At 56.7% G+C, this 19532-nt stretch carries 18 protein-coding genes; 9 read left to right on the top strand and 9 right to left on the bottom strand.

Annotated elements, in window-relative coordinates:
* Positions 1–33 precede the first annotated feature (33 nt).
* Positions 34–828: an IclR family transcriptional regulator gene (locus J2744_RS12520; RefSeq protein WP_210113688.1), complete on the bottom strand. Its 795-nt coding sequence runs from the start codon at positions 826–828 to the stop codon at positions 34–36.
* Positions 829–1031: 203 nt separating this feature from the next.
* On the opposite strand from J2744_RS12520, the gene J2744_RS12525 reads away from it, so the two are divergent.
* A complete protein-coding gene (locus tag J2744_RS12525; RefSeq protein ID WP_210113689.1) occupies positions 1032–1673 on the top strand; it encodes a hypothetical protein in 642 nt (213 codons plus the stop codon).
* Positions 1674–1691: 18 nt separating this feature from the next.
* On the opposite strand, the gene J2744_RS12530 is transcribed toward J2744_RS12525, so the two are convergent.
* The 6 genes from J2744_RS12530 to J2744_RS12555 all read right to left on the bottom strand — a co-directional run bounded on the left by J2744_RS12530 (position 1692) and on the right by J2744_RS12555 (position 8239).
* Positions 1692–3071, bottom strand: a complete 1380-nt coding sequence (locus tag J2744_RS12530; RefSeq protein WP_210113690.1) for a PEP/pyruvate-binding domain-containing protein — start codon at positions 3069–3071, stop codon at positions 1692–1694.
* A gap of 155 nt (positions 3072–3226) precedes the next feature.
* On the bottom strand, positions 3227–3853 hold the full coding sequence (gene rdfA / locus J2744_RS12535) for a rod-determining factor RdfA (protein WP_210113691.1): 627 nt from the start codon (positions 3851–3853) through the stop codon (positions 3227–3229).
* Positions 3854–4067: 214 nt separating this feature from the next.
* Positions 4068–5996, bottom strand: coding sequence for an archaea-specific SMC-related protein (locus J2744_RS12540; RefSeq protein WP_210113692.1), 1929 nt, complete (start codon positions 5994–5996; stop codon positions 4068–4070).
* 328 nt (positions 5997–6324) lie between these two features.
* Positions 6325–7464: a glycosyltransferase family 4 protein gene (locus J2744_RS12545; protein ID WP_210113693.1), complete on the bottom strand. Its 1140-nt coding sequence runs from the start codon at positions 7462–7464 to the stop codon at positions 6325–6327.
* Positions 7465–7561: 97 nt separating this feature from the next.
* Positions 7562–7966: a type II toxin-antitoxin system VapC family toxin gene (locus J2744_RS12550; RefSeq protein ID WP_245203361.1), complete on the bottom strand. Its 405-nt coding sequence runs from the start codon at positions 7964–7966 to the stop codon at positions 7562–7564.
* A complete protein-coding gene (locus J2744_RS12555; RefSeq protein WP_210113694.1) occupies positions 7967–8239 on the bottom strand; it encodes an AbrB/MazE/SpoVT family DNA-binding domain-containing protein in 273 nt (90 codons plus the stop codon).
* Between the two features lie 127 nt (positions 8240–8366).
* On the opposite strand from J2744_RS12555, the gene J2744_RS15335 reads away from it, so the two are divergent.
* The 6 genes from J2744_RS15335 to J2744_RS12590 all read left to right on the top strand — a co-directional run bounded on the left by J2744_RS15335 (position 8367) and on the right by J2744_RS12590 (position 15511).
* Positions 8367–9179: a DUF7342 family protein gene (locus J2744_RS15335; protein WP_245203362.1), complete on the top strand. Its 813-nt coding sequence runs from the start codon at positions 8367–8369 to the stop codon at positions 9177–9179.
* A gap of 301 nt (positions 9180–9480) precedes the next feature.
* Complete coding sequence (locus J2744_RS12570; RefSeq protein ID WP_210113696.1) at positions 9481–10740, top strand: sulfatase; 1260 nt, start codon at positions 9481–9483, stop codon at positions 10738–10740.
* Between the two features lie 111 nt (positions 10741–10851).
* The gene (locus J2744_RS12575) at positions 10852–11064 is read left to right on the top strand and encodes a hypothetical protein (RefSeq protein WP_210113697.1); all 213 of its coding nucleotides are present in this window, start codon (positions 10852–10854) and stop codon (positions 11062–11064) included.
* 1 nt (position 11065) lies between these two features.
* On the top strand, positions 11066–12373 hold the full coding sequence (locus J2744_RS12580; RefSeq protein WP_321169800.1) for a sulfatase-like hydrolase/transferase: 1308 nt from the start codon (positions 11066–11068) through the stop codon (positions 12371–12373).
* A 92-nt stretch (positions 12374–12465) separates the two neighbouring features.
* Positions 12466–13626 (top strand): glycosyltransferase family 4 protein, encoded by a 1161-nt coding sequence (locus J2744_RS12585; protein WP_210113738.1) that lies wholly within the window; start codon positions 12466–12468, stop codon positions 13624–13626.
* Positions 13619–15511 (top strand): hypothetical protein, encoded by a 1893-nt coding sequence (locus tag J2744_RS12590; protein ID WP_210113698.1) that lies wholly within the window; start codon positions 13619–13621, stop codon positions 15509–15511. The genes J2744_RS12585 and J2744_RS12590 overlap by 8 nt, the downstream gene beginning before the upstream one ends.
* 22 nt (positions 15512–15533) lie before the next feature.
* On the opposite strand, the gene J2744_RS12595 is transcribed toward J2744_RS12590, so the two are convergent.
* Together J2744_RS12595 and J2744_RS15340 are read right to left on the bottom strand one after the other, a co-directional pair.
* On the bottom strand, positions 15534–16232 hold the full coding sequence (locus tag J2744_RS12595) for a glycosyltransferase family 2 protein (RefSeq protein WP_210113699.1): 699 nt from the start codon (positions 16230–16232) through the stop codon (positions 15534–15536).
* A gap of 66 nt (positions 16233–16298) precedes the next feature.
* Positions 16299–17237 carry an alkaline phosphatase family protein gene (locus tag J2744_RS15340; protein WP_245203363.1) on the bottom strand — a complete coding sequence of 313 codons (939 nt, stop codon included), beginning with the start codon at positions 17235–17237 and terminating at the stop codon, positions 16299–16301.
* A gap of 465 nt (positions 17238–17702) precedes the next feature.
* On the opposite strand from J2744_RS15340, the gene J2744_RS12605 reads away from it, so the two are divergent.
* Positions 17703–18461 (top strand): glycosyltransferase family 2 protein, encoded by a 759-nt coding sequence (locus tag J2744_RS12605; protein WP_210113700.1) that lies wholly within the window; start codon positions 17703–17705, stop codon positions 18459–18461.
* A 251-nt stretch (positions 18462–18712) separates the two neighbouring features.
* Positions 18713–19513: a hypothetical protein gene (locus tag J2744_RS12610; protein ID WP_210113701.1), complete on the top strand. Its 801-nt coding sequence runs from the start codon at positions 18713–18715 to the stop codon at positions 19511–19513.
* Positions 19514–19532: the final 19 nt, after the last annotated feature.

A 19532-nucleotide genomic window follows, 5' to 3' on the forward strand; every position in this document is an offset into this window, starting at 1 on the left:
GTCGCCCGTTCCGGTCATCGACCGGGTGAGACGCTACTTGCGAGTGAAGGGATTGCCTTGTTGAGGCGGTCCGTGTTCCGACATCCGTCGGTACTGGTCTTGGATGTCATCGGCTGCGGCCTGTAGTTCGTCGACCAGGTACTTGCGGTACTCCATGCGCCGCAGTCTGGTCGCGGACTCCACGATGGAGATGCTTCCGACGTACCCGTCGATAGTGATGGGGCAGGCGACGAATCCGGTTCCATTGGCTTCTTCGTTCCAGTCGACGGCGTACCCCTGTGTCGAGATCTCTTCCAGTTCCCTCCGTAACTCGTCTCGGTCAGTTATCGACTGTTCGGTTGACGCGTATAACCGTTTTTCGTCGAGTATCTCGTCACGTCGGTCGGTCGTGATCTCCGTGAGGACGACTTTTCCGGCGGCGTTCGTGTGTAGTGGAAGTCGCGACCCGCTGTAGAGGCTGAGACCGGTCTCTCGTCGCTCGTTCTCCCTGTGTAAGAGCACCCATTCCCCGCCCTCCTCAACGCCGAGGTGCGCTGGTTCACCGGTCTCCTCGTGTAGTGCCGCAAGCGCTGGAACCGTTGCGTGGAACAGCCAGCTGCGATACTTCTTCTGGTTACCGGTTTCGAGGAATCGGTAGCTGACATCGTAGCGGCCGTTTTCCTGCGTGACGTAGCCGACTTCGGCCAGTGAGACCAGGTACTGGTGGGCCGTCGCGCGGCTTGTCCCGAGTTCGGCGGCGACCTGCGACGGCTGGGCTTCGCCCTCCTCGTTCAGTATCCGAATTACATCAAATGCTCGTAAGACCGTCTTGAGCGGCGTCGTTCCCATACGCCGACTAACTGGCGGAGCCGTCATAAATTGTCTGGCGCGAAGCTTCCTGAAAACGATGTCTTCGCGCTTGGTCGGTCTGCCGTCACCGCGAACCGACCGAGAATTTTTAGGTTAGACTAAAACAAACGGCTTTTGTACGTTAAGCGAGGGCTAAAATATGTTGTCGGCCGGCGTAGCGACGAGGCCGACGAGGCATGAACATGACGAACGACATCACACAGTGGATCGTGAACGACGAATTCGGAGAACACGTCTGGAGCCGCGTCAACAACTCTCCCAGAATCACGTTCGGAAGATCTGACACCATCGGTCTTCTATTCAAAGTCGTCAAAGACGGACACGAGGACGTCACTCTCGTCCGTCGGACAGGCACGGAGTACGATCCAGGGAACTGGGCAGAGGCCAACGCTTTGGACGACCCCGGAGAAGACGTGACCTACAACTGGACGGACAAGACTGGGACCGGGAGCGAGGCAGACGTCGAAGCCTCAGAGATTCGGCTCGCGATGTACGCCTACACCTCGAATGGTGCGATGGCAACCCAAGAGTACTACCAAACCCGCGGCGAGCTCGCGGAAGCCATCGTGCGGATTCCCGTCCCTGATGCGATGCTGGATGAGGTCGAGGAACGCGTCGAAGCCCTCCCGAACTGCCATATTATCCGGGAACCGGGTCGCGTGTTCCAGATGCGGTTCGCGGAGACTGGGAAGTTCCGAGAGGCACCCGAACACTACAGTCACCCACACGTCAAGTGCGAGGGGGTCGCCGAATCCGACGAGCTAACGAGCATCTTTGATATCGCGGTTGATCTCACGGAGCGCGGCGTCCGGAGGTCGCGCTAGCCGTCCATCGGCGTTCCTTCAGTCTCGTGATGTTGCCGTCTCGAGAGGTTCTGTCTCGGTGTCTCGGTGGACTGTCCCCCTGTTGCCGTCGATGGTGACGTCCTGCCCGTGGATTAGTTCTCGGGTAGCGTCGTCGCAGCCAACAATGGCCGGGAGGCCGAGCTCTCGTGAGACGATCGCCGTGTGTGAAATCATTCCGCCCTCATCGGTGACGATGCCGGCCGCGCGCTGCATCGCAGGTACCATGTCGGGCTCCGTCATTTCCGCGACGACGACATCGCCCTCAGTGACTTCGTTTAGGTCGTCGGTATTTTCAAGGACACGAACTGTACCGGATGCGACCCCAGGACTTACACCGAGCCCTTCGAGGAGGACATCCCCAGTACCGCGCGTCTGTCTGCGGCTATCGTTCGTAGCGGTTTCATCTCCGCTCTCGTTGTAATTCCGGTCCGGGATGGTCGTAATGGGTCGAGACTGGAGGACGAATACTTCGCCGTCGACGATGGCCCATTCGATGTCTTGGGGGGTCCCGTAGTGCGACTCGATTCGTTCACCGATGGTGACGAGTGTGCGGAGCTGGTCGTTGGAGAGGACGCGCTGCTCGCGTTTCTCCTCGGAAACGTCGACTTCGATTGTCTCTCCGGTTTGTTTGCTTTTGACGTACTTCACCCTCTTGTCAGCGACTGTGACCTGCTCGATGGCTCCTGTATTCCGATTGACGACGTAGTTATCGGGTGAGACGACGCCGGAGACGACGGCTTCGCCGAGTCCCCACGCGGCTTCGACGATGGCCTTGTGAGCGCCCGTCGACGGGTGAGAAGTGAACATCACGCCGGCGGTGTCGGCTGTGACCATTTCTTGGACGACGACGGCGATGTCTCCCCCATGGCGTGGGAAGTCGTTCTGGTTCCGGTAGTGGATTGCCCGCCGGGAGAACAGTGAGGCCCAGCATCGTTTGATGGTTTCAATGAGATCGTCGCTAGTGACGTTCAGATACGTATCTAGTTGGCCCGCGAATGAGGCGTCTGGAAGGTCTTCGGCTGTCGCTGATGAACGGATCGCGACGGACGTTTCTTCGTCGTTTGTATTCATGGAACGGTAGGCGTCCAGTACCTCTTCCTGAATGGTATCTGCCATCGGTGCTTCCATGATTAGATCGTGTGAACGGTTCTGCGCCTCTGTGAGTGTAGCAGAATCTTCCGTGTCGATGTCCGTAACGGTACGCAACTCGTTCTTAATTCCGGATTCACTGATGAAGTCCCGGTAAGTATCTGCTGTTACGACGAACCCAGATGGAACCGGGAACCCGGTTGCGATCAGTTCGCCAAGCGACGCGGCTTTTCCCCCGACTGTCTCGAGATCTGTAGCCCTAACTTCGTCTAACCAGAGCGCTGGCATGATAGTGAGCAGGGGCTCAACTCTATTCAGACGTTCGGAAGGTGTGTCCCGTCTGGTGAAACGTCGTGGTGACGGCCGTCGTGACCACAGTTGTCTGTTTCGGCGAGAAAGAGGTCAGATCAATAGGATTTCAGCAGAGCCACTAACCCTCAAATTCAATCACCTTTCGCGGAATTAGCATTTGCCGTACAGCCGCACCCGCGCTGTCGAATCAGTTCAACGACCGGTGCGTCGGAGCCACAGTTCGGGCACACGGCGCGCACGTCAACAAGTACGTCATAATTGTCTCTATCTAGCTCGTCCGTGTTCGCGAGTGATGAAATGGCTGACTCGGCGACCGCTGCGACACGCCCCTGGAGTTTTTCGATAGTCTCAACTTTGCGGTCGGCCATATTGTCGTCTGCTTTCGGGAGGCTCGCCTTCCGCTCTTTCGTGAGGTACGTATGGATCGCTTGGTGAGTGACGAAATCTCCAGTGAGTTTGTCGACGTCGATACCTTCACGTTCAAGACGGCGGCGGACGCGTGTCGTCGACGATTCTGACTCACCTCGCAACGCGTCATATATGCTTGACACGTCGGCACTAACTGACGAGACATTAACGTTACGGAGGGCTGTCTCCAAAACCGATTCATTGAACTCATCGGCAAGGTCTCGTAGACTCGTCCGCTCCCCTGTCTCACCGGTCCACGCGGCCTCCAAGCTTTCGCCCATCCCATCAAGATCGTACTCCTGAATTACTCGCGCAACTTTCGTGTTTGTCTCACTCGCTTCGGAGGTCATATCAGGCATTTGGTCCCTGGTATTACAAAATCATCGGTGTCAAGTACACCAACCCCATTCGTAATTGGATATCTCTCATCGCACTCGATAATATACACTCCGTTTAACTACCACTTTCAAATACTGTTTTGATTATTGAAACTTCGGGAATGGTGCTGTGCCGAATCACGCACGTCTCCAACAGGGGTTGGACCCTTCAGGCTGATACGGCCGATCAGTCAATGCTCTCTGTATAGGCGTACTCTTCAGGGAGGGCATTGGCGTCCTCCGGTAGGAGTGCTGTAACCAAGTAATCGGCGTGCGTCCGAAAGTAGTCGACAACACGCGCGATTCGATCCGAGTCGATTGCCTCAAGCGAGTCGAGTAAGACGAACGGAACCGTTTCGTAGACGTCGTGGACGAGGTACCCCGCGAGCGCGAACACAAGTCCCGTTACCTCGCGCTCACTCTCCGAGAGGTGATCAACCGTGTCCTCGTAGGCCGTCCCGTCAGATGACGACCGGACGATATGTAGTTCGAACCGAGTTCGGGTAACCTTACGGCGACCTTCGCGGACCTCCGTTTCCCGGCGCTCGATCCAGATACGGTCGAGATTTTCGTACTCCAGAATCTCGAGCACGGTTTCCATGTGTTCGTTGAACTCCTCAACGGCGGTTTCCTCGATCCGGTCAACGCGCGTCCGCAGTTCCGTCAACCGACTAGCGAGTTCCTCGCGCTCCGATTTCAGCTCTTCGCGGCGCTCGATCGCGGCCTCCCGTTTGTCAATTTCGTCGTCAATCTCCTCAATCTCATCTTTGAACCGCTCAATCCGAAGTTCGATCTCGTTTGCCTCACGATGAAGCTTGATCGACTCGTCGTACCCCTCGACATCGATCGACTCGGCGTCTTGTTCGAGCTCTTCGATCTCCTCTTGTTTCGACTCGATCTGATCTTCTAAGTCCGCGATTCGCGACTCAGTCGACTCAATCTCTGTCTCAACCGCAGTAAGCCGCTCCTGAGCGCGCTCGATCTCACGTTCGGCTTCACGGATCGACGACTGCTGGTCAGTAAGCTCTTGGATCTTCGCACGGATCTCACTGCGCTCATCAAGCTTATCTGAGCGGAGTTCCCGGAGCCGATCGAGGGTTGCCTCGATCTGGTCTGTCCCAACCTCGGACCCGCAGGTCCAACAGACTGTCTGGCCATCTGCGTTCAGCGCATCGGTCGGATCGTCGCTAGGCGTCCCCTCATAAATCTCGATTCCAGAGCCATCAATCAGATCCTCGTTAAAATTGATGACGCTGCCGAGTTCGTTTATATCATCGTCAAGGGAGCGCTTCCGACCGCGCAGCTCGTCGATACGGCCGGCGAGCCGGTCCGCATTCTCGTCTGGCTTTTCCGCATTTTCGATGGTCTCATGAAGCTCCTCACGCTCCGCCTTTAGCTCTGAGAGCGTCGAGCGCTCGGTTTCGAGGTCGAATTCGATATTATCGAGTTTGGAGCGGGCATCGCGGACTCGCTGAAACGCATTCTCGAGTTCCTGCTTACGCGTCTGGCTCTCTTCAATGCCGGTGTCGAGTTCATCGAGTTCGTCGTTGACGGATTCGAGTTCTTCTCTGGCGGCCTCTAGACTTTCGACCTTCTCCCTCCGATCTGTTTCGAGGTCGGATAAGTCCCGTTCGAGACTGTCGAGTTTTTCAATTTCAGACTCCAACTCCTCCCGTTCGCGCTTACACTCGCGGATTTCCGCTTCGATCGAGTCGATATCGATCGGACGCATAATGATCTCGCGGAGGTCGTCGCCGCGCGCCACCGCTTGGCGAGCCTCGTTGTTTTCCAACAGGAACGCGAACAAGTCGGCTAGTTCCGGATCGTCAAGATACGGATCCCCGTCGAAACTGACCGAGTCCCCACGGCGCTGTAGCGTACGCGTGTACGTCTCATCGTCCAGTACGAGGGTCACTTCGCCCTTCTCAGCGTCCCCCTTCAGCGAACTCTGCCGGCTACCGAGTCCGGCCATCAACGCCTGTAGGAAGGATGTCCGGTTGGTCGCGTTTCGTCCGGTCAAAATCGAGACGCCCTCGGGGAGCGTCACCGACGCTTCGTCGATTCCACCGATGTTCCGAACATCGACCTGGGCGACGGGTTTCGACTCCTGTGCCATCGATATGATCGAAAAACTCCGTTTGAAGGGTTAAATCTATCCTTCGAATACCTGATCTATCCGAATGACCGAATTCCGTGCGAAGCCGAATCACCACTTTCAGTGGTGCTCGGATCGACGCGATGAAAATATATGAAAATTGGTGTGTTTGATGTTTTCTTTTATTTCATACATATCAAGCGGCGTTCCGAATCTGGTGTTGAGGTGTTGGATTCAGCGGTCTGGATCGTCGCTCTCGTACGCTGTGCGCCACATCGCGTGGACAGCACGGATCACGAGTGACACCTCGGTCACGTCGATACAGGACGGTTCGGCCGCCGTGGTTCTCTCACCACGCGCCGTCGATCGCGCGCTGGTACGCGGTCTCCGCCTGCGCCGCGATCGCGTCCCAGTCGTACTGCTCGGCGTGCTCGGCGGGTGCCGTGGGCGGTCGGGCGCCGCCCAGCGCGGCGTCGAGTCGCTCCGCGAGCGCGTCAGCCGTCGGCGCGACGCAGAAGCCCGCGTCGGCGATCACCTCGTCGGCGGCCGACTCCGGATGGTCGGCCGCGATCACGGTACAGTCCGCGGCCATCGCCTCCAAGAAGGTGATCCCGAACCCCTCGCGGGTGCTCGGCGACGCGAAGACGTCGGCGGCCCGCATGTGGCCGAGCACGTCCTCGTAGTCGTCGAGAAAGCCCAGCATCTCGACGCGGTCCGCGTGTGCGAGCTCAGTGTGCTTCGCTTCGAGCCGGTCGCTCTCGGGCCCGTCGCCGATGATCCCGAGGGTGGCGTCGTGGTCGGCGGCGACCGCGTCGAACGCCTCCAAGAGTACGTCGACGTTCTTGTGTTCGATCAGTCGGCCCGCAAACAGTACGTCGTACCCCTGATCGGGACGCGGCGCGGTGCGGACCTGCTCGACGTCGATCCCGTTCGGGACGATCTCGATGTCGTCGCGGTCGGGGCCGATCGCGGCGAGCCGATCGGCCGTGATCGCCGAGATCGCCGTCGGGTGTTGGGGGGTGTGCGCGGTGACGCGCTCGGTGACCTTTCCAAAGGGCGCGAGACGTCCCAGATACTCCTCCCAGTAGTCGCCCCACACCTCGTGCCAGGTCGTGACGACGGGCGTGTCCGTCCGGAGGCTCGCGAGTTTCGTCGACAGCACCGGAAAGTACGGAAAGACGCTGGCGACGACCACGTCGTGTTCGTCGTTCCGGAGACGTCTGCGGAGCGGTGGGAGCGCCCGGGCCGCGAAGTCGAGCGCCTCCGTGATCGAGCGCCGGTCCTCGGCGTACAGGTCCGCCTCGGGCGCGACCGCGCGAAGCGTCATCCCCTCGTGGGTGATCTCTTCGGGTCCGTCCCAGAAGTGACGACTGTAGAGCGTGACCTCGTGGCCCCGATCGGCAAGACGGGTGCCGATCTCGTGGATGCGCTTTTCAGCGCCGCCGGTAACAAAGGGGTAGCAGACGTTCGAGACGAAGGCGATACGCATTGTCAACTGACTGTATAGTCTCGCGGCGGCGTCTTGAACACGGCGCTTCGAGCGTCTCTTTCAGTTCGCGGATTAACTGAATGGTTCTCAGCCGTCGCTAGTCGCGTGACGGTATCGAGCGCGTCGAAGTCGTCGTCGACGAGTACAGGTACTCGATGTCCTCTCGCTCCATGTAGGCGGCGATGGTCGCATCTCCGAACGCGAGCCCACCGTAGGCCTCAAAGAGCTCCACCGCGCGATGGAAGTCCTTCTGGGCGGAGTGGACCTCCTCGAAGCCCGCAGAGTCCGAGAGGCGATCGCGGAGATCGACCGCGATATCGTGACGTTGTCGCTCGTGAATCCTGTTCAGGGATTCCAGCAGCACGTAGTTCGTGACCCGAGCAGTCGGAGGGTCACCCCGGTCGTTCGCGTGGACGATGTCCACCGCCCGTTCGTTGCGGCTGCCGTGGCTCGTGTCCTTGTAGTCGATGAGGACGTTCGAATCGACGACGGCAACCGCCATTCAGCGGTTCTCCGTGAACGCGGGGTCTCCCTCGTGGCCGGCGAGGTCGTGGGTTTCGAGACCGTCACCGCCCATCGGGGCCTTCGCGTCGTCGTCCTCGAACGCGCCGTAGCGCTGTCGGACGACCTCGACGGTGAGATCCCGGTCCTCGGTGACGTTCCAGCGGAGCTTGTCGCCGGCCTCGATGTCGAGCCGTCGCCGGAGTGCCGCCGGGACCGTGACCATCCCCTGATCGTTGACCGTGGTTTCTTCGAGAGGGCTTTCGGTCGCCATGTGCGGTAGTACCCGCCGTATCGGGTTACTGTTACGCCACATATCCTCGGAGAGGAAGAGCTCCCGGATCCTCATATCTCATATTTCCAGCGCGATGGACATATCTTCTATCGCTTCGTAACGGGGGATGACCGACGACACCGATCGGGACGACGGACCGGACCGCGCGTCGATGACCCGCGGAGAGCGGGTTCGCGCGGCGGCGCGCACCCTCCGGAAACCGCGGAGCGCATCGTGGATCGCGGACCAAACGGACGCCACAGTGAAGACCGCCCAGAAGTACCTCGACCAGCTCGTCGAGGACAGCGTCCGCCGGACGGTCGAGCAGGGCGATCGGACGCTGTACTGTGTCGATCGACTGGTGGCGTCCTACCGCGAGGTCGCCGCCCTCCAGCGTGAACACGACCGCGAGGAGCTCACAACCGCGCTCGCGTCGATGCGCGAGACGGTGACGGAGTGGATGGAGACGTACGACGTCGAGACGCCGGGGGAACTCCGAGGGCCATCGCCGACCTCGAGGACGCCGCCGAGATCGAGCGGCGGCGTGACATTGCCAGCGAGTGGGAGCACCTCGCCGACCGCATTCCGGTCGTTCGGGCGGCGCTCAACGAGTACGAGTGGGCCATCGAGCGCGACGCCCGCTCCGCCTGAGACAGATGGGGTGGCCGAAACGATCGACACGTCGGTGTACGAGGGGCTGCGGGACGTGCTCCGGCGACAGCCCGCCGTCACGACCGTCACCTACCGACCGAACAGCATCGTCAACTGCGGGTGGCACCGCGACGACGACGACCATCCGGAACTCGGGTCGGTACACTTCCAGTACGAGGGTCCCAGTCCAGACGAGCGCGGCCGCAAACCCGCGCGGTTCGCGAAGTCGATGCCGACGGAGATCCTGTGGAGCGCGCTCGACGAACTGTGCCGAGAGCAACTCGGGTAGTTTCCGTTGCGTTTGAGGTGTTCGTCGTTCCGGGGCCACCTGCGGCGGAGAACCCGTGAGGACATACGAATCCGAAACGGCTGGAGCAGCGGCTCGACATCCGATGGCAGTACGTCAACCGGGCAGTACAGGGACTCGTCGATGCGGGGTGGATCGAGAAGGCCAATCGCGGGTTGTCTCGGTTCGTGACGGATCCGCGGGACACGTAGGACGGTCGTTTCCGAGGCGGAAGTTGCCAATTCGATCGCCGTTCTCTCCACTCACGTAACACCTTTATCAGTTCACGTGTTGTGTCGATGCGATGAGTGAGGATCCGAGAAATATCATTCTTCTCTCCGCCGACGCGCTCCGTGCGGACCACCTCTCCTCGTACGGCTATCACCGCGAAACCTCGCCCGTTCTCGACGACTTGGCGCAGGAGTCGATCCGGTTCGAGAACGCCTACAGCGCGAGCTCGCACACCCGTGAGGCGGTGCCCGCGCTGTTGACGGGCGAGTACCCGGACGTCGCGGTCGACGACGGCTATCGACTCGCGACGGAGACGGTGGCGTCGACGCTCTCCGGGGAGGGGTTCGCGACCGCCGGCTTCCACTCGAACCCGTTCGTCTCGCGGGCGTACGGGTTCGACGAGGGGTTCGATCACTTCGACGACGACCTCCATCTGGGCCAGCACAAGCTGGTCGCGCTCGCCCAGCGGGCGTTCGACAAGCTCCGGAACCGGCACTACGCGCGGGCCGCGGAGATCAACGAGCGGTCGCTGTCGTGGCTGGACTCGCTGGACGACGAGCCGTTCTTCCTGTGGAACCACTACATGGACACCCATGGGCCCTACGAGCCGCCCGGGGAGTACGCGACGCTGTACGCTGACGAGTCGGTGTCCGGCCGGGAGGCGCAGTCGCTGTACCAGCGAGCGATCACAGACCCGGCGTCGATCACGGACGACGAGCGCGAGCTGCTGATCGACTTGTACGACGCCGAGATCCGATACAACGACGCGAAGATCGGTGAGTTCTTCGAGGCGCTTCGGGAGCGTGGGCTGTTGGAAGAGTCGCTTTTGATCGTCACCGCGGACCACGGCGACGCCTTCGGCGAGCACGCTTACTACGAACATCCGCGATACCTCCACGATGAGATCACCAAGGTGCCGCTGTACGTGCGGCCGCCCGGGGGGCGTAGTGAGGTTGTAGAGACGCCCGCGAGCACATTGGACGTGGGCGCGACGATCGAGGCGGCGGTCGGCGTCGAGGCGACGGCCGACGGCGTGTCGCTGGTCGAAGAGCTCGGAGGCGATCGGACGGTCTTCTGTCAGGCACGCGGCGAGGACGAGCACAGCCACCTGCGGCGGTACGCGTCGCGGACCGCGGAGGGCGCGTGTTTCTGTGAGCGCGATCGGGAGTCGGGGACGATCGAATTCGGGGAGTGTGCGGGGTCCGCGTTGCGTGAGGAGTTGGAAGCGCACGTCGACGAGCGGGTCCGCGTCGAGAACGGGGAGTCGGTCGGAGACGAGGAAGAGGTCGACGAAGAGATCGAACGACGGCTCGACGCGCTGGGATACAAATGAGTGAGTCGGGGAACTTCACAGAGACAGGAGTAGACGAAGCACCGAGATGAACAGTCACATGAAATATATATGCGACCGGAACACTCGAACGAACGAGTGTGATCACCACAGATGACTGACCTTACCGTTTCTGAGGACCTCGCGAATCGAATCGAAACGCGTGTCGAACAGACGGAGTTCGAGACCGCCGACGAGTACGCGGAGTTCGTCCTCTCAGAAGTGGTGACGCGCGCCGAACGAGAAACGGATCGGTCCTCAGAGTCGTCGACTTCCAAAGAAGGTGTCCAAGAGCGACTTGAGTCGCTCGGCTACTTGGAGGAGTAACGTGGCGAGCGACCAGCGAAATCTCGTCATGGTCACGGTGGACAGCCTTCGTGCGGATCACTGTGGGTTCGTGAACGCCGAGTCGGATCTGACGCCGGCGATCGATAAGCTCGCCGACGAAGGGGTGTCCTTCACGCAAGCAGTTGCCCCCGGCCCCCGAACGCCGTCGTCGGTGCCGGTGTTCTTCACTGGCGAGTTCATGACCGACGACGAGTCGTGGACGATGGCGGACTGGCAGGGCCGGCAGGCGCGGATCGGCGAGCATATGCGGCGGTTCACCCATCTGAGCGAGCGGCTCCAGCGTCAGGGGTACGAGACCGCGGCGTTCACCGCGAATCCGTGGACGACCAGAGAGAGCAGTTTCGATCTCGGATTCGACGAGTTCACCGAGATTAGCGCCGACAGCCCGGACGTCTCGGCGAAACACCTCTCGGACTCGACGCTGTTCAAACTCGCCGATACAGGGATCGAGGGCCTTCCCGGGGATCCCTTCGGCTGGAGTTCGAAGAAGGAATGGTTCTCCCAGTGGCCCGGATCGTTCGATCTGGTCGAGGAGGCGATTTCCGAGCTTCCCGAACCGTTCTTTCTCTGGGTGTTCATTCTGGACTCCCACCAGCCGTATATCACGCCGCGGCGGTACCGCGAGGAGTCCGCGGCGTGGGAGATGTACTACGCAATCCTCCGCTACTGGCAGGGCGAGACCGCCGACGAGGAATTGCCGGAGCGCGCCCGCGAGCTGATCGGCGGCGCGTACCGAGACGCGGTCCGGTCGGTCGACGCGTTCGTGGACGCGATCCACGAGGCGACCCGAGATCGTGACCCGATCACGGTGTTCACCTCCGACCACGGCGAGGCGATCGGCGAACACGGGAACTTCGGCCACGAGCAGACGCTGTTCGAGGAGAATCTCCGGGTGCCGCTGTTCGTTCACGGGCTCGACGCGTCGGAGACTGTCGACGAGCAGTTTCCCTTACGGGGAGTGCCGGAGTTGCTCCTCGATCTCTCTCAGACGGACGAGTTCGACCCGCGAGACCACACGCAACGGTTCGCAATCTCGAAGACCGAGAACAACCGGACGCGATCGGTCCGCACGCCCCGCTGGAAGTTGGTTAGCGATGTCGAGACCGGGACGGAGCGGCTCTACGATCTCGTTGCGGATCCCGACGAAACGACCGACGTTCGGGCCGAGTATCCAGAGGTCGGATCGCTGTTCGCGGAGTTGCTCGAACGACACGAGACGACCCAAGCGGAGAAGGCGACGATCGAGGAGGCGACTAGCGATCTGCTCGCAGCGGAGGGATCTCTGTGAGCGAAAAAGTGGATGTGGTGGCTGGAAGCGATACGGACAGCAGCGAGGGGAGTGACATCGACGATTCGCTTCGAGTCTGTCTGATCACGAAGATGTACCCGCCGCGGACGGGCGGTGGGGCAACGTACGCGTACGAGCTCGCGAACGCGCTCGGCGAGCTCGGCCACGAGGTCGACGTGTACACGCAAGCGGTATCAGAGGAGGACGAGTCGGTCGAGACCCATCCCAACGTCGACGTGACGCGAATCACGCAGGCTCGGCCGCTCGTCGTGTTCTCGACGCTGTACTTCAGCATCGCGTGTCGGCTCCGGATCGAGTTCGAAGAGTACGACGTGATCCACGGAACGTTGATGCCCGCCTCGACGATCGCGTTCGGGCCGTGGTTCCTCAAGGGGTTGGACGCGCCGCTGGTGTTGACGAGTCACGGCACGTCCTACGACGAGGCGCGGTCGGTGGATCCGGACGGGTTCGCCGACTACCTGTTTCGGTACTTCTTCCATCCGGTGAACGTGGTCATGGACGCGGTAAGCGGGCGCTTCGCGGATCAGATAATCGCGGTGAGCGACCACACGCGCGAGCAGCTGCGGGACCTGTACCGATTCGACGAGGCGAAGCTCACGACCGTGCCGCCGGGAATCGACACGGATCGGTTTCGGCCGACGAAGGAAGTCCATCCGGCTGTGGACGAGTCGAAACGGACGATCCTCGTGGTGAGTCGACTTGATCCGCGCAAGGGGATCGACAAGGCGATTCGGGCGTTCGCGCAGTTGGACCGGGACGACACCGAGCTGTTGATCGGTGGGACCGGACGACTGGAGGCGTCGCTTCGGGAGCTGGCGGCAGGTCTCGGCGTGGCCGATCGGGTTCGGTTCCTCGGGTTCGTTCCCGACGAGGAACTGCCGTCGCTGTACTCCGCAGTGGACCTGTTCGTGTTGCCCTCGGAGTACGAGGGGTTCGGCATTGTGTTCATGGAGGCGATGGCCTGTGGGACGCCAGTCGTTGGTACTTCAGTTGGAGGGGTTCCGACAGCGGTTGCGGATGGTGAGACGGGGTATCTAGTCGAGAAGAGTAATATTGAGGGGTTAGCAGAACGGATTGGGAAAGTATTGAGAGATTCGGAGCATTCCGCTCAACTGTCAGAAAATGCTCGGAATTGGGCAGTGGAACATGACTGGATGTCTATCGCGACGCGTGTGGACGAAATATACCGCTCTACTCAAAAAGAATGTGCTGAACCTCTGAATGATGCTTGAGTACGTTATTCAATGGCTCCGGAGATACGCAACAGTTCTTCTCTTAGCTGTTGGATTGCTATTGCTGTACGTTTTTGTTTCTTTAGAGTTCTGGTCAATTGTCGGTCCAATTCTCGGGGTTGCGATCGGTGGTTTTCTCGGTGTCGTCGGATTACTACTGAAGCGGTTCTATTTACCCTCGAATCTGTCCATTGATTCCGAGAATGATCCGTTAGATGCTCGTATTCCGATAATCCTCGCTTGTCTGTACGCTGCTGCGATAATCGTTCTTTTCCGGTTTCATACGTATCAGCGGCCTCCTCTCCTGTACGTGCTCTTCGGCGGCTATGCGGGACTCATTGCGTATCAAATAGCTAGAGGAGCGCCACCACGCAGTATCGTTCCCCAGATAGCATCGTTATCGTTCTTCACCTATTGGAGCAGTCAACTCCTATTTCCGGCGGGAATGGCCGGTCCTGATACGCTACAGGGGTATATTCCCGGTGTGGAATATATCCTTTCGACCGGAAATATTCTATCTGGACAGACAATATACGCAGGCCATCTCGCTCATACAGCGGCATTTTCCCAAATCACCGGATTGTCTCCGCAACTCGGATATTTTCTCCTCGCGACATTGTTGCTCGTCTGTACTGTTCTGGTGATATCTATTCTTGATCACGTTTTTCCTTCGATAACGCGACGGATGGCGCTCTACGCGACACTCATCTTTGCCACGTCTAGTTGGATGCTTGGTCGCGGTATGCATCCGAACAAATTGAATTTCTTTTATGCGCTGATTCTCCTCCTAGGTAGCACCGGTGTGCTACTATACCGGTCGTTGGAATTGCCCAACCCGGCGAGAAGGAGGGTTTTACTTGGAATCACCATTATGCCTGCACTCATATTTGGTCATCAGTTCAGTGCCGGAGCCGCGATGATCCTTCTTATTGTACTCGGTGTGTTCGCGTTTGTTTCAAGCCTGATCACGCCACGAGAGTACGCTCCAATGACATCTGCCAAAGGTGCTCTCCTGTTCGTCAGTGTGTATCTCCTCGGTGTGATGGGTAATCCGATTCACCAAGACCCACTGGTGGGACGGTTCACTGGACTTCTGTTATCGGTCGTTCAATCATCGGAAACGGGGACAGCTACGGGCGGACCGGGACGATATTCAGAACTCGCAATCGACGTACTGATCGCCAGCACGGCTGCTCAAACGATTCTCTTCGTATTGTCAATTCTCGGAGCGGTATGGCTGTTTCGGCGGAGCGAATGGGAGTACGACTTTGTCCTCACTTGGATCGGTGCTATCTCTCTTCTGCTGGTCGTGAGCCTACTAACGAACTCGGTAGATACTGCACCGCAACGTTTCTACGGATTGCTCATACTCTTCGGGTTCAATATCTGTGTCGGTACACTATTCTATGTGATCGATAGGCGTGGGAGGATCAGTAATGGTCATATCACAATCAGCGGTGGCCGAATCACGGTCGTCTTTCTCGTAATCTCTCTTTCAGTGGCAGGTCTCGCATCTCCCGTAGCAGATAAGGCAACTTCTCCAGTTGGAGACGACCTACCACACTTCCGTCAGTTCAATACACATCAGGAGATACAAGGCGATAAATGGACTCAAACATATGTGGACGGATCACTACAACTGACTCACCCTGGAACATCCATCCCAATTGAACAGACTGGACCAAATACGGGGGAAGCAAACCTGACTGGTGTCGATCGAGGGACTCTAATTTCCTATTCTGATCTCACCAATCGGACAGGAGTGATTTCAGAATCCGGCCTTTCATTGGGTGGGCGACAATTCGTATTCGTCGAATCACCAGAACAGCCGACAGATAGTCGCGTCTATGAGAATGGAGAAACCAGAGTATTCGTCCACAGATAACCGTTTTGTAGAGAATTTTGTTCTAGGGTCGCAGATTCCTTGCTACTTTGATCAGTATTTCACCAACCTTCGGGAACGTCTGATAACACATGGCTACGACTAAACCCACCTGTCTACCGAACGGGATATTCGGATAGTATAGGACAGTAAAGTACCGCTTTGGATATCTCGATCTGAATTTTTGTTCCTTTTCGCGGTCTACATTCGTTCTGGTCGGTCCATCATGTACCACCTCCAATTCTGGATCGTGATGACAGCATTCCACTCCGTACTCGTCTTCCATTCTCCATCCAAAATCAGTATCTGCACGCCACCCTGCGAATTCAGAATCGAACCCACCGATATCAAGGGCAGCTTTCCGCCGATACGCCATATTGGCACCAATATAATGTCGTGCGGGAAGCCGTAGTTTGTCAAGCGGCCCTTCTAATAGTACCTTTTCAGGATGGTCATCGAAGAAATTTCGAATTCGCTCAACCCAATCTTCAGGCGGATAGCAGTCATCGTCCGTTTGGGCGATTACTTCGGCGTTCGCTTCTTCGATTCCCTTGTTCCGGGCTTCACACCGATTTAGAGATGCATCCGATACGACGACAACCTCAAATTGATCTTCGGTTTGCTTTTGAAGTGCAGAAAGAGTTTTGAGTTCGTACTCAGGGATCGTTGGAATAACGACCGAAACAGCAGGATCCGGATGTGTGATCGGTCTTTCAATCGCCATACAGGTCTATGATTCCAATGTATTATATATCCTTTTAGATCGGATACAATTCTTTATTCTCGATACTTATCGATAACCAAGCGCTTCCAGTCGATCTTCAAGTTCCTCATCTGACGCCTCAGTCTCTGAGCGTACGGGCTCTGGCTCATAGTTCCCGGTATCAGTAGCACTGGTTTCTGTCCACGGAACTTTTCGAATAGCTGGATGGGGGAATCCGACCTCATGAGAATACAGACCCCATTCACCGAACAGTTCTCCGTGGTCACTCGTTATGACGACGGTTTCGGCGTCGACGTTCTCAAGGAGTGTCTCTACGTAGTCAAGTACGAGACGTAAATTGTCCACGTAAGCAGTCCAGACATTATCGAAGTCTCCGCCATCTCTCAGGTATCCAAAGGGGCGTTCCTTCCAAGGAACATCTTCGGAAGTGGCTAGATACGGTCTATGGGGTTGCATATAATGGACTATCTGACGTTCACAATCAGTTCGTCTGCCGGTGCGTATCGCACAATCTGTGACCTTCTCAGGGTGTAACTGGGAGATGTCATCGTCATCTACCATCCCCCATAGATCCACGAATTCACCGAAGTCATCGGCAGTGAGGAGATCACCCCTCACCAAGCCAGATAGAAACTTGCTGTTTTCAAAACGGGTGTCCTCAGTCCAAGTATACGCAACCCTCTTTCCTACGGTATCCTTTAGATGACTGGAGAATGGATTTGGAGTGACGTAGGCGGTCAATTCGACCTCGTCCCGATATTGCTCGACAAACGTATTCTCCATCCATTCTTTCGAGGTACTTCCCCGAGACCAACGCGTCTCTATTTCTTCGATAAAATCGTATTCGTCCTGTACTTCCTGTAAAGCATCTACCCGGCAGGCATCCAAAATCACCAGCAGGTCCCAGTCGTCTTCGTATATATTCCGCCCCCACCGTACGTGAGATTGCGCTACTGCAGTAGTAGATGCATATAACGCCTTAGCCCCATCTATAACCCAGCTCATGGGCAAGAGTTAGTTCCGACTTTCATTAACTTATCGCAGCAAAAGGAAAGGTGTCAAGGTTAGAGAGTCATATGTGGACACGGAGAAAGCAGCGATCATGATCTGGTAGTCTAGCTCAAAACGTACTTCAGCCGATGAAACCACTGTCTAATCGCCTTATACAGCCGACTGGTGATAGTTCGATCCGTCGGTAAACAGGCCAGCATGGAACAAGCAACGCTGCGATAACACACCGCTCTGTCGACGTGTCTTTAGTAGAAAACACTTCCAATGGTGGCCTTTTTCCACATGCGGTGAGCATTGCTGATGTGCCACGCAACACTCTCGGTTGTTCCCATCACGCTAAAGTTGATAACCTTTTCAGCAGAAATTAGGTCTCCGATCTATTCCAGACATAGACTCGTAACCACGGAGTACAGTTTTATACGGTAACCATAAAAACAGCTACGTAGTCACAGTAATCATATGTGTGTTTCAGCGATTATACCGACTTACAACGAAGAGAGGGAGTTAGAAGAGGCATTAACCTCCGTCATATGGTGTGACGAGGTTATTATCGTCGATAGTCAAAGTACCGATAGAACTCGGGAAGTCGCCAGGTCGAGGGGAGCGAAAGTGGTTGACGCACCAAAACCAGAGCAGGGTGAACCATTCGATCATCTACGGCAGTTAGGTATTGACGCAGCAACCAACGATTTAGTTCTCTTCATAGATGCAGATGAGAGACATCCAAAGGCACTCCAAGAACGCCTTCAAGAGCTTAAAGAGCAGCCCACCGAGGATATCGGCGTGGTCCGTGCTCCGATTTTGAATTATCTTGGAAATAAACAACTATCCGGAGGGCTACAATCACTTGGCTATACACCGACCTTGCTGAACCCTGAAAAGGTGGAACTCAAGAAAAAGGTCCATAGTTTTCTTGAGTACGATGAGGATGACGCTTATGATCTTGAGCCAGATCCTGAGTTAGCCGTTCGACACCAGTTGGCAGAATCCCTCTACGAGCACTGGCAGGCCCAACGCCGATACGCAAAAATCGCAGGCAGTAATAGGGAATTCAAGCTCTGGAAATTATTCTTATCTCCTCCTTGGGGCATATATCACCATGTTATCGAAAATCAGGGATGGAAGGATGGTTTCATTGGCATCGGTATTGGCATCTGCTATGGTTGGTTTTTATTTGAATCACAGCTAAGAGGTGCTTTGAGTAAGTTTTATTTTTAAAACTCTGATGGTCTGTATAACTAGAATCACAAACAAAGGGATGAACTCTTATATCAGCCCCTTTCCCCTGTCCCTGTCTGGAATATTTACGTACAATGAACATTTTTGTACAGGCAGAACGTGCCGAAACCATTTTCTGGTAGTAGAAGGAGGGCCTACTTGTAATAATGTCCTATCGGAGAATTCTCGAGGGTGTTCTCCATCCTGTGAAAGCAAGCCGCTATTTACGGACAGGTGCGAAACTTTGGTGGATGAAACACAAAGCGCCAAACATATTTAATCGGGAGTGGGATGTGCTCGTCATTTTAGACGCTTGTCGTGTTGATAGCCTTGAAAAACAGGTACGAGATCGGGATAATTACGGAGATGTGGCGGAATATCTCTCTGTCGGAGCAAATTCTGCAACTTGGTTAGACGCTTACGAGGAAAAGCTCAAAAGCGACGACATCGTCTATGTGTCTGCGAATCCTCATACAAAACCGTGTCTTGACTCAAACGGCTGCGTAGAGGTTTGGAAAACAAACTGGGATGAAGGACTTGGCACGGTTCGAGCTGAGGATGTTACTGATGCGGCACTCTATCATTATGATCCTAAACCCTCCAACAGATTAGTAGTACACTATATGCAACCACATTTCCCCTCTGTTCCGCAGCCGCAATTTAACTCGGGGTTTGACAAGAAGGGAGTGACCGGAGACAATGAATCAAACTGGTCAGGATCGGTCTGGGAGCAGCTGAATAATGGAGATGTTGCCAATGAAGAGGTACAAGAGGCATATACGGAAAACCTGAAATATGTATTAGATGAGGTCGATGTTCTTACAACGTTCCTGTCTGACTGTACAGTTTCTGTAACTGCAGATCACGGCAATTCGTTTACTGAACCTTATGGACATCCAGACAGAGCTACAAGCGACGCCGTCCGTCAGGTCCCGTGGTGTTATGCCGAGGCAATCGAGGATCCCAAGAGACACCCAAAGGATATTGAAATGTCATCCATGGATGATAAAATCGATGTAGAAAAACGATTAAGCTCTCTCGGCTATCGATAGGCTCCGTGTAGTCCAATAA

The sequence above is a fragment of the Halorubrum trapanicum genome, from assembly GCF_017873555.1.
Taxonomy (GTDB): domain Archaea; phylum Halobacteriota; class Halobacteria; order Halobacteriales; family Haloferacaceae; genus Halorubrum; species Halorubrum trapanicum.